Source organism: Streptomyces sp. Edi2 (assembly GCF_040253635.1).
Taxonomy (GTDB): Bacteria; Actinomycetota; Actinomycetes; order Streptomycetales; family Streptomycetaceae; genus Streptomyces.
Genome location: NZ_JBEJGX010000003.1, coordinates 1178205 through 1192445 on the forward strand (window position 1 = coordinate 1178205; position 14241 = coordinate 1192445).

13 protein-coding genes are annotated in these 14241 nt (G+C 71.9%); 4 read left to right on the forward strand and 9 right to left on the reverse strand.

Annotated features, from left to right (window positions below):
* Positions 1–95: 95 nt before the first annotated feature.
* The 4 genes from ABR737_RS08570 to ABR737_RS08585 are packed head-to-tail and all read right to left on the reverse strand — an operon-like array spanning position 96 to position 4110.
* Entirely contained in the window at positions 96–1262 is a 1167-nt protein-coding gene (locus ABR737_RS08570; RefSeq protein ID WP_350249580.1) for a thiolase family protein, read from the reverse strand.
* On the reverse strand, positions 1259–2311 hold the full coding sequence (locus tag ABR737_RS08575) for a thiolase family protein (protein WP_350249581.1): 1053 nt from the start codon (positions 2309–2311) through the stop codon (positions 1259–1261). Before ABR737_RS08575 ends, ABR737_RS08570 begins: the two co-directional genes overlap by 4 nt.
* Positions 2311–3294 carry a Zn-ribbon domain-containing OB-fold protein gene (locus tag ABR737_RS08580; protein WP_350249582.1) on the reverse strand — a complete coding sequence of 328 codons (984 nt, stop codon included), beginning with the start codon at positions 3292–3294 and terminating at the stop codon, positions 2311–2313. The genes ABR737_RS08575 and ABR737_RS08580 overlap by 1 nt, the downstream gene beginning before the upstream one ends.
* A 15-nt stretch (positions 3295–3309) precedes the next feature.
* Positions 3310–4110 carry a crotonase/enoyl-CoA hydratase family protein gene (locus ABR737_RS08585; protein ID WP_350249583.1) on the reverse strand — a complete coding sequence of 267 codons (801 nt, stop codon included), beginning with the start codon at positions 4108–4110 and terminating at the stop codon, positions 3310–3312.
* A 165-nt stretch (positions 4111–4275) separates the two neighbouring features.
* Between ABR737_RS08585 and ABR737_RS08590 the strand changes: the two genes are divergently transcribed.
* The gene (locus ABR737_RS08590; protein ID WP_350249584.1) at positions 4276–5904 is read left to right on the forward strand and encodes an acyl-CoA synthetase; all 1629 of its coding nucleotides are present in this window, start codon (positions 4276–4278) and stop codon (positions 5902–5904) included.
* 83 nt (positions 5905–5987) lie between these two features.
* On the opposite strand, the gene ABR737_RS08595 is transcribed toward ABR737_RS08590, so the two are convergent.
* The gene (locus ABR737_RS08595; RefSeq protein WP_350249585.1) at positions 5988–6635 is read right to left on the reverse strand and encodes a chorismate mutase; all 648 of its coding nucleotides are present in this window, start codon (positions 6633–6635) and stop codon (positions 5988–5990) included.
* Positions 6636–6827: 192 nt separating this feature from the next.
* Positions 6828–7520, reverse strand: a complete 693-nt coding sequence (locus tag ABR737_RS08600) for an alpha/beta fold hydrolase (protein ID WP_350249586.1) — start codon at positions 7518–7520, stop codon at positions 6828–6830.
* Positions 7521–7641: 121 nt separating this feature from the next.
* Here ABR737_RS08600 and paaK point away from each other — a divergent pair, with 121 nt between their 5' ends.
* The 3 genes from paaK (at position 7642) to ABR737_RS08615 (ending at position 10271) form a co-directional block, all read left to right on the forward strand.
* On the forward strand, positions 7642–8970 hold the full coding sequence (gene paaK / locus ABR737_RS08605; protein WP_350249587.1) for a phenylacetate--CoA ligase PaaK: 1329 nt from the start codon (positions 7642–7644) through the stop codon (positions 8968–8970).
* Between the two features lie 278 nt (positions 8971–9248).
* Positions 9249–9734, forward strand: a complete 486-nt coding sequence (locus ABR737_RS08610) for a GNAT family N-acetyltransferase (protein ID WP_350256720.1) — start codon at positions 9249–9251, stop codon at positions 9732–9734.
* Positions 9735–10043: 309 nt separating this feature from the next.
* Positions 10044–10271 (forward strand): hypothetical protein, encoded by a 228-nt coding sequence (locus ABR737_RS08615; protein WP_350249588.1) that lies wholly within the window; start codon positions 10044–10046, stop codon positions 10269–10271.
* A 162-nt stretch (positions 10272–10433) separates the two neighbouring features.
* On the opposite strand, the gene ABR737_RS08620 is transcribed toward ABR737_RS08615, so the two are convergent.
* The 3 genes from ABR737_RS08620 to ABR737_RS08630 form a co-directional block, all read right to left on the reverse strand.
* A complete protein-coding gene (locus ABR737_RS08620; RefSeq protein WP_350249589.1) occupies positions 10434–11306 on the reverse strand; it encodes an alpha/beta fold hydrolase in 873 nt (290 codons plus the stop codon).
* A gap of 295 nt (positions 11307–11601) precedes the next feature.
* Positions 11602–12402 (reverse strand): VOC family protein, encoded by an 801-nt coding sequence (locus tag ABR737_RS08625; RefSeq protein WP_350249590.1) that lies wholly within the window; start codon positions 12400–12402, stop codon positions 11602–11604.
* Between the two features lie 174 nt (positions 12403–12576).
* Positions 12577–14223 carry a fatty acyl-CoA synthetase gene (locus ABR737_RS08630; RefSeq protein WP_350249591.1) on the reverse strand — a complete coding sequence of 549 codons (1647 nt, stop codon included), beginning with the start codon at positions 14221–14223 and terminating at the stop codon, positions 12577–12579.
* Positions 14224–14241 lie beyond the last annotated feature (18 nt).

The following is a 14241-nucleotide window of genomic DNA, read 5'->3' on the forward strand; positions in this document are numbered from 1 at the left end:
GGAGGGACAGGGGACGTGGCGAGGCGGTGGAGTGGTGGTGGTGTGGTGGGTCCGGGGAGGGGCGCGCCCTGCCGCGCGCCCGCCCCCGGCGGGTGTCAGGTGGCCGGCGCGTCGGCGCCCACCAGCCACATCGAGAAGAACTGGGAGCCGCCCCCGTACGCATGCCCCAACGCCAGCCGGGCACCGTCGACTTGGTGGGCACCGGCCTGTCCGCGCACCTGGAGGGCGGCCTCCGCGAAGCGGATCATGCCGGAGGCGCCGATGGGGTTGGTGGACAGCACCCCGCCGGACGGGTTGACGGGGAGGTCGCCGTCCAGCTCGGTGACGCCCGACTCGGTGAGCTTCCAGCCCTCCCCCTCCTCGGCGAAGCCCAGGTTCTCCAGCCACATCGGCTCGTACCAGCTGAAGGGGACGTACATCTCGACCGCGTCGATCTGCCGGCGCGGGTCGGTGATACCGGCCTGCCGGTAGACATCGGCGGCGCAGTCCTTGCCAGCCTGCGGGGAGACGAAGTCCTTGCAGGCGAAGAGGGTGGGTTCGCTGCGCATGGCCCCGCCGTGCATCCAGGCCGCAGGGTGCGGTGCGCGGGCGGCCCCGGTGCGGTCGGTGAGGATCATCGCGCAGGCGCCGTCGGAGGACGGGCAGGTCTCGGAGTAGCGGATCGGGTCCCAGAGCATCGGCGAGGACCGGACCTTCTCCAGGGTGATGTCGTGTTCGTGGAGGTGGGCGTAGGGGTTCTTGAGGGCGTTGCGGCGGTCCTTGTAGGCGACGAGGGAGCCGACGGTGTCCGGGGCGCCGGTGCGCCGCATATAGGCGCGGACGTGCGGGGCGAAGAAGCCGCCGGCGCCGGCCAGCAGGGGCTGCTGGAAGGGGATGGGCAGGGACAGGCCCCACATGGCGTTGGACTCGGACTGTTTCTCGAAGGCGACGGTGAGGACGGTGCGGTGGACCCGGGCGGCGACGAGGTTCGCGGCGACCAGGGCGGTGGAGCCGCCGACCGAGCCGGCGGTGTGCACCCGCAGCATCGGTTTGCCCACGGCGCCCAGGGCGTCGGCGAGGTACAGCTCGGGCATCATCACCCCCTCGAAGAAGTCGGGGGCCTTGCCGATCACCACGGCGTCGATGTCCGCCCAGGTCAACTCGGCGTCATCCAGGGCGCGTCGGGCCGCCTCGCGGACGAGTCCGGCGAGCGAGACGTCGCGGCGCGCGGCGACGTGTGTGGTCTGGCCGATACCGACGACGGCCACGGGCTCCTTGCTCATCGCTCACCTTCCAGGACGGCGACCAGGTTGTGCTGCAGGCACGGGCCCGAGGTGGCATGGGCGAGGGCGCGGTCGGAGGCGCCCCGCTGGATGCGGGCAGCCGCCTCGCCGAGGCGGATCAGGCCCGCGGCCATGACGGGGTTGGCGGCGAGCGCGCCGCCGGACGGGTTGATGCACACCGTGCTGTCCGGCGCGTCGAGTTTCAGGGCGCGGCGCAGCACGACTTCCTGGGAGGTGAACGGGGCGTGCAGCTCGGCGGTGTCCACAGGCCGCTCGAAGGCGCCGGCGCGTTCGGCGGCGAGCCGGGTGGACGGTGAGTCGGTGAGGTCGCGGACGCCCATGCTGTGGGCCTCGATGCGGTGGTCGAGGCCGCGGATCCAGGCGGGGCGGCCGGCCAGCCGGCGGGCGGTGTCGCCGGCGGCGAGGACGACGGCCGCGGCGCCGTCGCCGATCGGCGGGCAGTCGCCGGTCCGCAGCGGGGCGACCAGCGGTTCGCCCATGGGCACCTCGCCGCGCAGCTGGGCGTGCGGGTGGGTCGCGGCGGCCGCGCGGCTGCGGTCCGCGATGCCGGCCAGTTCCCGCTCGTCGGTCAGCCCCGCGTCGATCAGGGCCTGCGCCTGGAGGGCGGCGAGCGCGACGGAGTCGGGCCACAGCGGGGCGACGTAGTAGGGGTCGAGCTGGCGGGTGAGGACGTCGCGGACGCTGCCCGGCGAGGACTTGCCGTAGGCGTAGACGAGTGCGGTCTCCGCCTCGCCGGTGAGGAGCTTCACCCAGGCCTCGTACAGCGCCCAGGCACCGTCCATTTCGACATGGGATTCGGAGATCGGCGGCCAGGCACCGACGCCGTCCAGGGCCATGGTGAAGGAGAAGGCCCGGCCGGCGAGGTAGTCGGAGGAGCCGGAGCAGGTGAAGTCGATGTCCCGGGCCGCCAGGCCGGTCTGCTCCAGCACGTCGTGGAGCACCGGCATCAGCATCTCGACCTCGGAGGTCTCCGCACTGTCGCGGACGTGATCGCTCTGCCCGAAGGCGACGATGGCGACGTCGCGCATCAGATCAGCTCCTTGTAGCTGTCGTAGTCGGCATCGGGTTCGCCGGTGGGGCGGTAGTGGTCGGGAAAGCGGCTGTCCCCGGCCCAGACGGGTTCGACGCGCAGGCCCATGCGGACCCGGTCGTACGGGATGCCGCCGATCCGGGCGTGCAGGGCCAGGTCGGCGCCGTCCAGGGCGATATGGGCGTAGACGTAGGGGACCTCGATGTCGAGGTTCTTGGCCTTGATGTTGACGATGCAGAAGGTGGTCACGGTGCCGCGGGGCCCGACCTCCACCTGGGTGTCGGTGGCGACGCCGCAGGTGGGGCAGGCGCCGCGGGGCGGCACGTAGACCTTGCGGCAGGAGGGGCAGCGCTCGCCCACGATCCGGTGGTCCGCGAGCGCCCCGAGGTAGCGGGACTGGGCGCGGCCGGGCGCATAGGTGTAGTCGAGCCGGGCGGGGGTGGTGATCCCGGTGACGGGGTCCGTGAACTCCCCGCTGTGCGGCGCCGGCCGGCCCACTCCTCCGGCGCTGTCGTCCGGCGCCGGCCGGCTCTCCTCGGCGGCGCCGTCGACCGGCTCGAAGCAGGCGATGTCGGTGATCGCGCCGGTGCGCTCCGGGGCCCAGCGGACCCGGACCCGCATGCCGGTGCGTACGGCGTCGGGGCCCGGCGCGTCCAGGGCGTGCAGCAGGGCGGTGTCGGCGCCGTCGAGCCGGACCAGGACCCAGGCGAAGGGGGTGGTGAGCGGCTGGCCGCGGCGGGGGGACGGGTTCCAGGCCCAGGTGGTGACGGTGCCGCTGGTGCCGACCTCGACCAGGTCGCGGATCTCCTCGGCGGTGACCGGATCGTACTCGACGGGTGGGACGACCACCCGGCCGTCGCTCGCCGTGACGCCGAGGACGGTGCGCTCACGCAGCCCGGTGAGGAAGGCGCTCTGCACGGGTCCGAGCGAGCGGGTGAACGGGAATTCCACGACGAGGGGCGCCGTGAGGACCTCTGGCATGCGGGGCTCCTTGGGTCAGGCGCGCCGGTAGACGGGCGGGCGCTTCTCGGCGAAGGCCCGGGAGCCTTCCTTGGCGTCGGCGGTGTCGAAGACCGGCCAGCCGCGGGCGAGTTCGGCCGCCAGCCCGTCGGTCTCGGTCATCCCGGCGGTTTCGTAGACGGAGGCCTTGACGGCTTCGACGGCGAGCGGTCCGCAGCCGTTGACCAGTTCCGCGATCTCCAGGGCCTTGTCCAGCGCGGTGCCCTCGGGGACGACATGGCCGATCAGGCCGATGCGCTCGGCCTCGCGTGCGGGGTAGGGCCGCCCGGTGAGCAGCATCTCCAGGGCGTGGGTGCGGGGGATCTGGCGGGCGAGGCGGACGGTGGAGCCGCCGATGGGGAACAGCCCGCGCCGCACCTCGAACAGCCCGAAGGTGGCGCCCTCGCCGGCCACGCGGATGTCGGTGCCCTGCAGGATCTCCGTCCCGCCCGCGACGCAGTACCCCTCGACGGCGGCGATCACGGGTTTGCGGGGGCGGTGGTGCCGCAGCATCGCCTTCCAGTGCAGGTCGGGGTCGGCGCGCAGCCGGTCGCGGTACTGCTCGCCGGCCATGCCGTCGCCCGCGAGGGCCTTGAGGTCCATGCCGGCGCAGAAGGTTCCGCCGGCGCCGGTGAGGACGACGGAGCGGATCGTGTCGTCCTCGTCGGCGGAGATCCAGCCGTCGTACAGGCCCACCAGCATCGGCAGCGAGAGTGCGTTCTTCGCCTCCGGCCGGTTGAGGGTGAGCACCAGTGTCGCGCCGATGCGCTCCACGGACAGATGTTCCGTACCACCCATGTTCCGTCCTCCCGTCTCACGACGGAGAACAGGTTGCAGGAGCGGCACACCGACTTCAAGACCTTTCTGACAGGTAGTCAGATTTCTTCGCCGTGGCCCTTCCCTGCTCCTTCCGGCGGCGCTCTAATGACCGCCAAGCCGACGCCCGCCCGGTCTGGAGGAGACGTGGAGTACAACCTTGCCGACCTCTTCGAGTCGATCGTCGACACGGTCCCGGACCGCGAGGCGCTGGTGTACGTCGACCATCCGGGGACCGGCAGCGAACGGCGGCTGACCTACGCCGAGCTGGACCGCGCCGCCAACCGCCTGGCCCACCACCTCGCCGACCGCGGCATCCGCCCCGGTCAGCACGTCGGGCTGCACCTCTACAACGGCATCGAATACCTCCAGGCCGTCTACGCCTGCCTGAAGATCCGCGCCGTTCCGGTGAACGTCAACTACCGCTACGTCGAGGAGGAGCTGGTCTACCTCTACCGGGACGCCGACCTGGTGGCGCTGGTCTTCGACGCGGAGTTCACCGCGCGGGTGGCCGCCGCCCTCCCGCAGGCGCCCGGGCTGCGGCATCTCGTCCGGGTCGGCACCCCGCCCGCCGGTGCCCCCGAGCCGCCCGTCACGCCTGTCGCGCTCGCGGACGCCGAGGCCGCCGCCTCCCCCGCGCGGGACTTCGGGCCGCGCTCGGCCGACGACCAAATCGTGATCTACACCGGTGGCACCACCGGCATGCCCAAGGGCGTGATGTGGCGCCACGAGGACCTGTTCTTCGCCGGAATGGGCGGCGGGGCACCAACCGGTGAGCCGGTGACGCGGCCGCAGGAGCTGGCCGAGCGGGTCGCGGCCGGCGGCGACGGCATCGTCTTCTTCCCCGCTCCCCCGCTGATGCACGGCACCTCCACCCTCACCACGTTCATCGCCTTCCACTTCGGCCAGAAGGTCGTCGTCCACCGCAAATACGTGCCCGAGGAGGTGCTGCGGACCATCGAGCGGGAGCGGGTCACCAGCGTGTCGCTGGTCGGCGATGCGATGCTGCGTCCGCTCGTCGACGCTCTCGGCGGGCCGCTCAAGGGCACCGACTGCTCCTCGCTGTTCAGCGTCAGCAGCTCGGGCGCGATCCTCTCCGAGACCGTACGCGCCCAGTTCGCCGCGCTGCTCCCGCACGTCATGCTGCTCAACAACTTCGGCTCGTCCGAGTCCGGGTTCAACGGCACCGCCACCGACGACTCCGGCCCTGGCAAGGGCTTCCGGCTGCACGTCAACTCCCGTACGGCAGTGGTGGACCTGGCGACCCATGAGCCGGTGCCGGCCGGCGAGGTCGGCCGTATCGCGCTGCGCGGGCATGTCCCGCTGGGCTACTACAACGACCCGAAGAAGACCGCCGAGACCTTCTTCGAGGCGCACGGCGACCGGTGGGTGCTGCTGGGCGATATGGCGACCGTGGACGAGGCGGGCATCGTCACCGTCCTCGGCCGGGGCTCGCAGTGCATCAACTCCGGTGGCGAGAAGGTCTATCCGGAGGAGGTCGAGCAGGCGCTGAAGGCGCATCCGGACGTCTATGACGCGCTGGTGGCGGGCGTGCCGGACGAGCGGTGGGGCAGCCGTGTCGCGGCCGTGGTCCAACTGCGGGCCGGTGCGGCGCCGTTGGACCTGGAAGGCCTGCAGCACCACTGCCGGACCCGGTTGGCGGGGTACAAGATCCCGCGTGCCGCCGTCTTCACCGACCACATCCAGCGTTCGCCCAGTGGCAAGGCGGACTATCGCTGGGCGCGGGCGGTGGCGGCGGGCGGGGGGACGGGGTGAGCAGGGCGGCTTGGCGGGTGGGGTGAGCGGGGCGGCTTGGCTGAGCGGCGCTTGCGGACAGGCTGGGCCGGGCGGGCCCGTGGTCAGGCTCCGGCGCAGACCGAGCGCAGCGAGCGGGCCAGGGCCGCCGTGTGCAGCGCGTCCAGGTTCCGCTGCTGGTGCACCCGCACCGCGGCCGCGGTCAGCAGCGGAGCGCAGTACGGCGCCGAACGGGCACGCGGGGAGCCGGCCAGGGCCCGCACCAGCGCGCCATTGATGCGGTTGATCTCCTTGCGGACCTCCTGGAGGTCGGGCCGCTCGGTGGGCGCCTGCGCCGGGTCCGCGTCCCACCGGCGGTACAGCCCGCGCTGCACGACCTTGTTGGCCTCGATCTGATCCCGGAAGACCCGCACCGTGGCGGCCGGGTCGGCACCCAGCCGCCGGGCCTGGTCCGCCACCGTGTCCAGCACCTCCTGCTCACGCGCCGGATCGTCGATCGGGCTGCCGGTGCCCCACTTCGCCGCGGCCACCAGATCGCCGGTGGCCAGCCGCTCGGCGGACAGCGCGGCGAGCGGCCGGAGTTCGCCGTACGGCGAGTGCGCGGCGGCGGCAGGCGGTACGGGCGCGGCGGGCGGTGCGGAAGCGGCAGACGGCACGGCCGGCGCCGCGGCGGCCCCGCCGGTCCCGGTGAGCAGGACGGCCACGGCCGCGCCGAGGGCCAGGGCGCTCCGTAGCGAGGTGGTCAGGTGCACGGTCGGCGGCCTTTCTCTCACCCCGGGAACCCCGGGGAGATCAGCGGACGGCAGAGGGCCGGCCTCCGGAAGAACCGGGCGAGCAGGCCTCCCCGGACCGCGCGCAGCCCACGCGACAGGCTACGGCTACGGCTACGGCTACGGCTACGGCTACGGCTACGGCTACGGCTACGGCTACGGCTACGGCTACGGCTACGGCGCCAGGAACGAGGTGACCGCGGCGAGGAATTCCCCCGGCCGCTCCTCGTGGACGAGATGGCCGGCCCCCTCCACCGTCACCAGACGGGCGTCGGGCATCCGCTCGGCCAGGCGGGCGAGGTGGTCCTGCGGGATATGGCTGGACTCGCCGCCGCCGATGACCAGGGTCGGTGCGGTGACCTTCGCCGGCGCGTCCCACCACGCGGGGTCGGGCGCATTGCGCTCCGCCACCACCGCGGTCTTGGCGTACCAGTCGAACGACTGCGGGCCGGCCGGTTGCTCCGGCACCTCCTGCGGCGGCTCGGCGGGCAGCGGCAGCGGCACTTCCTCCAGGACCAGCCGGTCCACCAGCTCGGGCCGGTCCGCGGCCAGCAGCAGTGCGGCCACCGCACCCATCGAGTGCCCGATCAGGGCCACCCGCTCCAGTCCGAGCGCCTGCAGGAAGCCGATCGCGTCGTCCCGCCACCGTTCGAAGCCGTACGCACCGGGCCAGTCGCTGAGGCCGTGGCCCCGCTGGTCGGGGGCGTAGACACGGTGGGTGCCGGCGAGCCGGCCGACCACGCCACGCCAGTCCTCGCCGTCCTCCCCGAGGCAGTGCAGCAGCACGGCCGGGGGCACGTCCTCCTCCCCCCATACCCGGTACGCCAGCTGGACCTCACCGACCTGCACTTTCCGAACGTCACTCATGCGCTGGACGCTACCCGGGAGGTGTCGGCGTCACGCCCCTTGACGTGTTCGCCGCGCGCTGATTACTTGGATCAACGGATGGCTACCGAATGATCGGTAGGGACACGAGGCGGTGGACTCCATGCCGGAAGCGGCTACGGGCAGCGATACGTTCGACGACGCGGAGCGGCTTTCGGCGGACGCACTGCACAGCCTGCAACTGACCCGGCTGCGCGCCTCGTTGCAGCATGCCTATGACCACGTCCCGTTCTACCGGGAGTCCTTCGACCGGGCCGGGGTGCATCCGCAGGACTGCCGCTCGCTCGGTGATCTCGCCCGCTTCCCGTTCACCGTCAAGGATGATCTGCGCGCCCAGTACCCCTTCGGGATGTTCGCCGTCCCGAAGGAGAAGGTGCGCCGCATTCACGCCTCCAGCGGCACCACCGGCCGCCCGACGATCGTCGGCTACACCGAACGCGATCTGTCGCACTGGTCGGATGTCGTCGCCCGCTCCCTCCGTGCCGCGGGTGCGCGGCCCGGACACACCGTCCATATCGCCTACGGGTACGGACTGTTCACCGGCGGTCTGGGTGCCCACTACGGCGCCGAGCGGCTGGGCTGCACGGTCGTACCGGCGTCCGGTGGGATGACCAGCCGCCAGGTGCAGATCATCCAGGACCTCCGGCCCGAGATCATCATGGTCACCCCGTCCTACATGCTCACCCTGCTGGACGAGTTCGAGCGGCAGGGCATCGATCCCCGTACGACCTCGCTCGAGGTGGGCGTCTTCGGCGCCGAACCCTGGACGCAGGAGATGCGCCGCGAGATCGAGGAGCGGTTCGCGATCGACGCCGTGGACATATACGGCCTGTCGGAGGTGATGGGCCCCGGTGTCGCCCAGGAGTGCGTGGAGACCAAGGACGGGCTGCACATCTGGGAGGACCACTTCTACCCGGAGGTGGTCGATCCGATCACCGGCGAGGTACTGCCGGACGGTGCGCACGGCGAGCTGGTCTTCACCTCGCTCACCAAGGAGGCGATGCCGGTCATCCGCTACCGCACCCGTGATCTGACCCGGCTGCTGCCCGGCACCGCGCGCGCCGCCTTCCGCAGGATGGAGAAGATCACCGGACGCAGCGACGACATGATCATCCTGCGGGGGGTCAATCTCTTCCCCGCCCAGGTCGAGGAGATCGTGCTGCGGACGCCCGGGGTCGCCCCGCACTTCCAGCTGAGGCTGACCCGGGAGGGCCGGATGGACCATCTGACGGTACGAGCCGAGGCCCGCCCCGACGCGGCCCCGGAGGCGCGCACGGCCGCCGCCGGACTGATCGCACGGGGCGTCAAGGACGGGATCGGGGTATCGGTCGCGGTCGAGATCGTCGACCCGGAGACCCTGGAACGCTCCGTCGGCAAGATCAAGCGCATCGTGGACGCCCGGCCGCGCGACAAGGGGGCGGACAACGTCTAGTGCTCTGACCGGGAAGGTTCATCGGGGCGGTTCACCGGGGCGGGGTCGTGGTGGTGGATGACGTCGCGGGGTGGCTGCCGGGCTGCCGGGCTGCTGGACTGCCGGGCTGCTGGACTGCTGGACTGCTGGACTGCTGGACTGCTGGACTGCTTCGAAATCGTTGGACACCCTTCGGGTGAGTGGGCGAGCATCCGCAGGTGACAGATGAAGCTGACTGCTGGGGGCCGTTCACGCGGAGCCCGAAACGTGTGCGTTTTGTCGAGCTGCCCGGTGGGGCGATGTCCGCTTTGCTCGATGGAGACCTGTCCGAAGCCGGCAGGGTGGCCGGGGTTTCGCTGACCGAGTACTTCGTGACCGATAGCGCACGGTGGCTGTGGCAGTTCCGGCTCGATCAGATGGCCGCCGATCCCGTCCATGCGCGGTGGATGGTGCGGCAGGCGGTCGTCGGCGACAAGGGTCTCGTCGTCGGACATGCCGGGTTCCACGGACCGCCTGATGAGGTCGGCATGGTCGAGATCGGCTACTCCATTGCTCCCGGCTTCCGTCGCCAGGGGTATGCCCGGTCCGCGCTGATCGAGTTGCTCCGCCGGGCAGCGGCCGAAACCGCAGTCACGACTGTGCGGGCGACGATCAGCCCCGACAACGTGGCGTCCCTGGCCACGATTTCAGGCTTCGGCTTCGTTGAGGTCGGAGAGCAGTGGGACGAGGAGGACGGTCTCGAACTCGTCTTCGAGGTTCCTGCCCGCCGGGTTCCACCCGCTTGATGGGGAGGTTCATGGCTGGCGCCGATCTGTGACCGGGGTATCCGGCGCGACGGACAGGCACGGCCACCACACCTCCAGCGGTCGGATCGGGCATCCCCGCACACCCAACCGCCACGACCGCCACGACCGCCACCCGGCGAACATACGCGGTCAGAGCACTGGCTCGTCGCTTTGCGGACGCCATCCGGCCGGGGCCGGGCCGTGGCGGTGTTAGTCGTACGTTAGTGGGGCCCTGCATGATCATCTCCGTTCGCACCCCTGGTCCCTGGTTCCAGCTGGCTGGGGGTGGTGCACGAGAGAGGAGAGACGATGCGCAGGAAGCTCATGAACGCAGTGGTCGTGCTGGCTGGTGCGGTGGCGATGTCGGGCGTTACCGCCGGAGTCTCCCAGGCCGCCGACGGGACGCCGATCCCGGTGGCGGGCGAGCAGCAGTGCCGCGACTGGGCGAAGGCACTGGAGAGCCAGGGCAAGATCAAGGGGTACCACTGCGACAACATGAACGACCAGCACCAGTGGTACCTCACGCCGGTCTACTAGGTCTGTTGCGAAAGTCGGTCTTGAGCGTTGGTGATCGCGTCCTGTGGGACGTGGGGATCTGACGCATGGCCATTGGCCCGACTCGAGCCGCTGCTGACGCGGGGCATCGAGTCGGGCCTTCCGCCGGTGTGAACACGGCGGCAGCGCCCGGCCGATGGTCGCTCAGTCCGTCGGGGTCAGGCGGGCGGCGAGGGCGGCGAAGGCTGTGCGGACGGAGCCGGGGGTCTCGATCCAGGGGAAATGGCCGGCGCCGCCGATCCGGTGGTGCAGGACGTGTGCCCCGTGGAAGCCCGGCTCGTCCTGCCAGAGGCGCTGGTCGACGATGCGGTCCCGGTCACCGCTGACGATCAGGGTCGGCAGGTCCCGCGGTGTCCAGCGGGCCCGGTAGGTGTCGTCGAAGTGGGCGTCGGCCCAGGCCACCGCGTCATGGCAGTACGGCAGGTCCGCGAGGAGTGCCCGGCCGTCGGCGGACGCGGACGGGAGGAAGTTCCACGGCGCGGCGGCGAGCGTCAAGGCCCGCAAGTTCTGGTCGTCCGGTTGCCAGGCGTAGCGCTCGGCAGCGGCGTCGACGCCGGGGAGCGGGTGGTCCTCGGCATAGCGGGCGAAGGCAGGGCGCCAGCCGGCGTGCGGGGCGCTGCTGATCAGCGCCAGGCCCGCGAGGTGCGCGGCGAGTTCCGGGACGGACAGCAGGAACATGCCTCCGGTGGAGTGGCCGACCATCACCACGTCGTCCAGCGCCTGCGCGGCCTCCGTCAGGGCGCCCGGCCAGTGGGCGTAGGGCTCGGCCGGAATCGCGGGATGGCCACGGTTGGAGCCGTCGCCGGGCAGATCGACCAGCCAGGCGGTTCCGGGGACCCGGGCCGCCGCCACCAGACCGTGCAGGGCCTCGGAGCCCAGGCCGGGCCCGCCGGGCACGAAGAGCCAGTTCCCGCGCCCGTCACCGGAGGAGACCCGGCGCAGCCTGACTCCCGAAGCCGTCCACCGCTCCTGCCGCTCTGCTTGCACCGTCTCCGCTCGCTCTCCGTCATACGGCATGCCCGGGCTCCTCGCCCAGCGCCATGCGTTCCGCCGCCCCGGGGACGATAGGTGCTGCACGCCGTCGCGGGCGCGGCATTTTCGGCCTCCGCGTCCGCGAGGCAACGGCCGTGCCACGGGTCGGCTCGGTCCGGGAGCCGGCCCAGCCCACGCGTCGGCACGGCCCAGGGGCCCGCCCAGCCCGCGGGTCGGCCCAGCCCAGGAGTCCGCTCGGCCCACGGGACGGCCCATCCCAGGGATCCGCTCGGCCCGCGGGGCCGGGGCATTTAGGGGGCGGGTCAGCCAAGAGGCCAGCTCAGCCCAGGGTCGGGTCCCCCTTGATGAGGGCGAACGGGGCACCTGCCGGGTCCTTGACCATGGCCAGCCGGCCGACGCCCGGGGCATCGGTGGGCGGGATCAGGACCGTGGCGCCGCGCTCGGTGGCCGCGGCGAAGGTGGCGTCGCAGTCGGTCACCCCGAAATACGGGTGCCACTCCGAGCTCGAACCGGCCTGCAGATGCGCCTTCTGCAGCTGCATGATGCCGCCGTGCCCAGTGTCGTCGCCCTTGCCGCCGCCCGGCGCGGAGACGACGGAGTAGACCAAGTCACCACCCATCGGCATGTCCTGGTGGCTCCAGGAGAAGACCGAGCGGTAGAAATCCTTCGCGGCGGCCGCATCGGTGGTGTACAGCTCCGTCCAGCACAGGGAGTTCGGCTCCATGACCGTTTCCAGGCCCTGGGTGTCGCCCGGCTGCCACACGGCGAATTCGCCGCCCGTCGGGTCGGTGAAGGCAGCCAGCCGGCCCGCGGTGAAGACGTCCATCGGCGGGACGCGCACCGAGCCGCCGGCCTGCTCCACCGACTTCAGCGTGGCGTCCGCGTCCGGGGTGTGGAAGTACACCGTCCAGGCGGAGCGCGCGCCCTCGTCCATCAGCGGGCCGATGGCACCGACCGTCTTGCCGTCGAGCTGGAAGAAGCCGTAGCCGCCGGCGTCCGGGCCGGCCGACTGGAAATGCCAGCCGAAGACGGCGCCGTAGAAGGAAACGGCGTCGTCGATATCGGGGGCCCCGAGGTCGAGCCAGTTGGGTGTGCCCGGAACGTAGTGGGTCGTCAGCATGGGTGGTCCTCCGTCGGTCTTCGTCGGTCTCCGTCGCGTCTCCGTCGATCCCCGTCGCAATTCCGTCGCAAATTCCGTCGCACGGATCGTGGCGTTCGCGACTGTTTCCCGCCGTTTCTCAGGATGGCAGGGGCCACTGACAACCGCCCTTCCGCGCGCCGGGCCCCGACCGGCTCAGGACGCGCCGAACCGTGCGCGCAGCTCCCGCTTGAGGACCTTGCCGCTGGCGTTGCGCGGCAGTGCGTCCACGAACATCACCCGTTTGGGTGCCTTGAACGGCGCAAGGCGGGCGCGGGCCGCCGCGATCAGCTCCTGCTCCCCCACCCCCGCGCCGCCCGGCTGGCCCCCGGCACCGCCCGTACCGGCTGTACCACCCGGGCCGTCCGCGCCGTCCGTACGCAGCACGACCACCGCGGTCACCGCCTCGATCCAGCGCTCGTCCGGCAGCCCGATGACCGCGACCTCGGCCACCTGCGGATGCTCGTAGAGCACATCCTCGACCTGACGTGAGGCAACCAGTACGCCACCGGAGTTGATGACGTCCTTGACCCGGTCGACCACCGTGAAATAGCCCTCCGCGTCCCGCACCGCGAGGTCGCCGGAGTGGAACCAGCCGTCCCGGAACGCCTCCGCGGTCTCCTCCGGCTTGTCCCAGTAGCCGGTGCACAGTTGCGGGGAGCGGTAGACGACCTCGCCCCGGGTGCCGTCCGGCACCTCCCGGCCCTCCTCGTCCACCACGCGTGCCTCGACGAACAGCACCGGGCGCCCGCAGGAGTCCATCCGGCCCTCGTGTTCGCCGGGGCCGAGCACGGTGGCCAGCGGCCCGATCTCGCTCTGCCCGAAGCAGTTGTAGAAGGCGAGCCCGGGCAGTCGGGCACGGAGCCGTTCCAGGACCGGCACCGGCATGATCGAGGCACCGTAGTAGGCCTTGCGCAGCCCGCTCAGCTCCCGGGTGGCGAAGTCGGGGTGGTTCGACAGCGCGATCCACACGGTAGGCGGCGCGAACAGGCTGTCGGCCAGGCCCTTTTCCACCAGGTCGAAGATCCGGTCCGGGTCGGGCCCGTCCAGGATGGTGTTCTCCGCGCCGACCGCCAGATAGGGCAGCAGGAAGACGTGCAGCTGCGCGGAGTGGTAGAGCGGGAGCGAGTGCAGCGGCCGGTCCGTCTCCTTCAGGTCGAGGGCGACGACGGCGCTGGTGTACTCGTGCACCAGGGCACGGTGCGTCATCATCGCGCCCTTGGGGAGGGCGGTGGTCCCCGAGGTATAGAGGAGCTGGACCAGGTCCTCGTCGGACACCTCGGTCACCGGCCCGGCCGCGTCCGCCAGCAGCTCGTCGGCGTCCGCCACCGGCTCGCCCGGGTCCGCATCCGGCCCGCCGGCGCCCACCACCGGCTCGTCGCAGGACGCAAGCCGCTCCAGCAGGCCGCCGGGCGCCCCGTACAGCGGCCTGGTGCGTACGGAATCCGGCAGCCGGTGCGCGAGCGCGGCGTCGGTGAGCACCAGCGCGCTGCCCGACTGTTCCAGGACGTAGCGCAGATCCTCGCCGGTGAGGCCGTGGTTGACCGGCACATGCACCAGTCCGGCGCGGGCACAGGCCAGGTACCCGATCAGGTACGCATCCGAGTTGTGCCCGTAGGAGGCGACCCGGTCGCCGGACCGCAGGCCGTCCGCCCGCAGCACCCGGGCCGCGGCGGTCACCGCGTCATCCAGCTCGCGATAGGTCCAGGCCCGGTCCGCGTACCGCACCGCAGTCCGTCCGGGCACCCGACGGGCGCTGCGCCGCAGGACTCCGTCGACCGTATTGCTCCGCGCTTGCGTCATGGCGCGATCCTCGGCCGC

Bases quoted from the DNA above. Each gene is read 5' to 3' on its own strand.
- ABR737_RS08570 (WP_350249580.1), bottom strand. From the start codon at position 1,262: ATGAGCAAGGAGCCCGTGGCCGTCGTCGGTATCGGCCAGACCACACAC.
- ABR737_RS08575 (WP_350249581.1), bottom strand. From the start codon at position 2,311: ATGCGCGACGTCGCCATCGTCGCCTTCGGGCAGAGCGATCACGTCCGC.
- ABR737_RS08580 (WP_350249582.1), bottom strand. From the start codon at position 3,294: ATGCCAGAGGTCCTCACGGCGCCCCTCGTCGTGGAATTCCCGTTCACC.
- ABR737_RS08585 (WP_350249583.1), bottom strand. From the start codon at position 4,110: ATGGGTGGTACGGAACATCTGTCCGTGGAGCGCATCGGCGCGACACTG.
- ABR737_RS08600 (WP_350249586.1), bottom strand. From the start codon at position 7,520: ATGAGTGACGTTCGGAAAGTGCAGGTCGGTGAGGTCCAGCTGGCGTAC.
- paaK (WP_350249587.1), top strand. From the start codon at position 7,642: ATGCCGGAAGCGGCTACGGGCAGCGATACGTTCGACGACGCGGAGCGG.
- ABR737_RS08610 (WP_350256720.1), top strand. From the start codon at position 9,249: ATGTCCGCTTTGCTCGATGGAGACCTGTCCGAAGCCGGCAGGGTGGCC.
- ABR737_RS08615 (WP_350249588.1), top strand. From the start codon at position 10,044: ATGCGCAGGAAGCTCATGAACGCAGTGGTCGTGCTGGCTGGTGCGGTG.
- ABR737_RS08620 (WP_350249589.1), bottom strand. From the start codon at position 11,306: ATGCCGTATGACGGAGAGCGAGCGGAGACGGTGCAAGCAGAGCGGCAG.
- ABR737_RS08625 (WP_350249590.1), bottom strand. From the start codon at position 12,402: ATGCTGACGACCCACTACGTTCCGGGCACACCCAACTGGCTCGACCTC.
- ABR737_RS08630 (WP_350249591.1), bottom strand. From the start codon at position 14,223: ATGACGCAAGCGCGGAGCAATACGGTCGACGGAGTCCTGCGGCGCAGC.